The sequence below is a fragment of the Rhizobacter sp. genome (assembly GCF_035702065.1).
In the GTDB taxonomy this organism is placed as follows: Bacteria; Pseudomonadota; Gammaproteobacteria; order Burkholderiales; family Burkholderiaceae_C; genus Rhizobacter.
Map to the genome: position 1 here is coordinate 1 of NZ_DASSRA010000092.1, position 2,298 is coordinate 2,298.

The 2,298-nt window shown below is 66.7% G+C and carries 3 protein-coding genes; all 3 read left to right on the forward strand.

The annotated features are described in order from the left end of the window. The coding region (locus tag VFL64_RS04265; RefSeq protein WP_489539145.1) for an ATP-binding protein at nt 1-533 on the forward strand (533 nt) is incomplete at its 5' end. A gap of 116 nt (nt 534-649) precedes the next feature. Then, on the forward strand, nt 650-1,540 hold the full coding sequence (prmA, locus tag VFL64_RS04270; RefSeq protein WP_489539146.1) for a 50S ribosomal protein L11 methyltransferase: 891 nt from the start codon (nt 650-652) through the stop codon (nt 1,538-1,540). A gap of 22 nt (nt 1,541-1,562) precedes the next feature. Further along, on the forward strand, nt 1,563-2,298 hold a 736-nt coding region (locus VFL64_RS04275), incomplete at its 3' end, for a zinc-ribbon and DUF3426 domain-containing protein (protein WP_489539147.1).

Here is a 2,298-nt window from a genome sequence, read left to right on the forward strand (position 1 = left end):
GCACCTTCGAGTTCCTGTACGAGAACGGCGAGTTCTACTTCATCGAGATGAACACCCGCGTGCAGGTGGAGCACCCGGTAACCGAACTCGTCACGGGCATCGACATCGTGCAGATGCAGATCCGCGTCGCCGCCGGGGAGAAGCTGCCGTTCACGCAGCGGCAGATCCAGATGCGCGGCCATGCCATCGAATGCCGAGTGAACGCCGAAGACCCGTACAAGTTCACGCCCTCGCCAGGCCGCATCACCACCTGGCATGCACCGGGCGGGCCGGGCGTGCGTGTTGATTCGCACGCGTACACCAACTACTTCGTGCCGCCCAACTACGACTCGATGATCGGCAAGATCATCACCCACGGCGACACCCGCGACCAGGCGCTCGCGCGCATGCGCATTGCGCTGTCGGAGACGGTGGTCGAAGGCATCCTGACCAACATCCCGCTGCATCGTGAGCTGATGGCCGACGCCAAGTTCATCGAAGGCGGTACCAGCATTCACTACCTCGAAGGCTGGATGGGTCAGCATAAAAGGTGAGCCCCCCAGTCGCTTCGCTCCTGCCCCCAAGGGGCGCCGCCTGGCGGACCGGCAGAGCCGGCTCCGCGGGCGTTGCTTGATGGGTGCGTCGCTGCGCTCGCACTTGTTGTATGGCCATGGTTGAACTGCTCTTGTTGGTGCCCGAGGACTTGGTCGAGCCGGTCTCGGATGCCTTGATGGATGAGTTGGAGGCGCTGTCGGTGTCGGTCGAAGACGCCGATGCCGACACCGACTCCGAGCGCGCGCTGTTCGGCGAGCCTGGCATGCCGGCGCCGAGTGGCGGCTGGCAGCGCTCCATCCTGAAGGCCTTGTTCGGCAGCGACGAACTGGCCACCGAAGCGGCCACATTGCTGATGGCGCAAGACTGGGCGCAGGGTGTGCACCTGCAGTCGCTGCAAACCGTGCCCGACGAAGACTGGGTGCGCATCACGCAATCGCAGTTCGCGCCCGTACCCATCACGCCGAGCTTCTGGATCGTGCCCAGTTGGCACGAGGCGCCGGCCGAAGCCAAACTGGTGATCCGGCTCGACCCGGGCCTCGCCTTTGGCACCGGCACGCACCCCACCACCCGCATGTCCTTGCGCTGGACTGCGCAGCACGCGCAGCCATGGCCGCGCGTGCTCGACTACGGCTGCGGCTCCGGCATCCTCGCGATCGGTGCGGCCTTGCACGGCGCGCAGCACATCGATGCGGTCGACATCGACCCGGCAGCCGTCGAATCCACCGTGGCCAACGCCAAGGCCAACCAGGTGCGCCTGCAGGCCGGCCTGCCCGACGCCGCCAACGGCCGCTACGAGCTGGTGCTCGCCAACATCCTCGCCACACCGCTCAAGTTGCTGGCCCCGCTGCTGTGCGGCCATGTGCAGCCGGGCGGGCATCTCGTGCTGGCCGGCATCCTCGAACGCCAGGCCGACGAGTTGAAGCAGGCCTACGCGCCCTGGTGCAGGCTCGACGTGAGCGACACCGAGGATGGGTGGATCCTGATGAGCGCACAGTTCCCGGCATGAATCGGCATGGCATGATTTCGCCATGAGTCTGGCCACACGCTGTACTTCCTGCGGCACCGTTTTTCGAGTCGTTCAAGACCAGCTCAAGGTCTCCGAAGGGTGGGTCCGCTGCGGCCGCTGCAACGAAGTCTTCAACGCCATCGAAGGCCTGTTCGACCTGGAGCGCGATGCGCCTCCCAACTGGAAGCCCCCTCCCGTCCCCACGCCCGCACCCCTCGCCGCCACCGTCACGGCCGCGTTCGAGATGCAGCCCGAGCCGCCCGACGACGACGACGATGTGTTCCAGCTCAGCGACGGCGACCGCATCCATTCGCGCTTCTTCCAGCCCGAGCAAGCCGACGTCGACCAGACTCCGGCGCAGTCGGTGAAGGCGCGTGACCGCGTCGAGTTCGCCGATGCGCAATTCAACACTGCCTTGCTGAGCGACGGCAAGCCGGCATCGCCGGGCAACAAGAAGAGCAGCGGCACCGGCATCGCGCGCTCATCGGTGAAAGAAGCCCGCGCCAAGCTTGAAGCCGCCCGGCGTGGACCGGGCTTCGTGCAACAGGCCAAGCAGCGGGAGCGGTGGCGCAGCCCCGCCATGCGCATCACGCTGTCGTTCGCGGCCCTGCTCCTGACGACCGCTCTGGTGGCGCAATGGGCTTTCCACTTCCGTGACCTGTGGGCTGCGCAATGGCCTGCCACCCGCCCCTGGCTGGCGCGAGGCTGCGAGTGGCTGCACTGCGAGATCGGCGCACCACGCCGCATCGACGACGTGG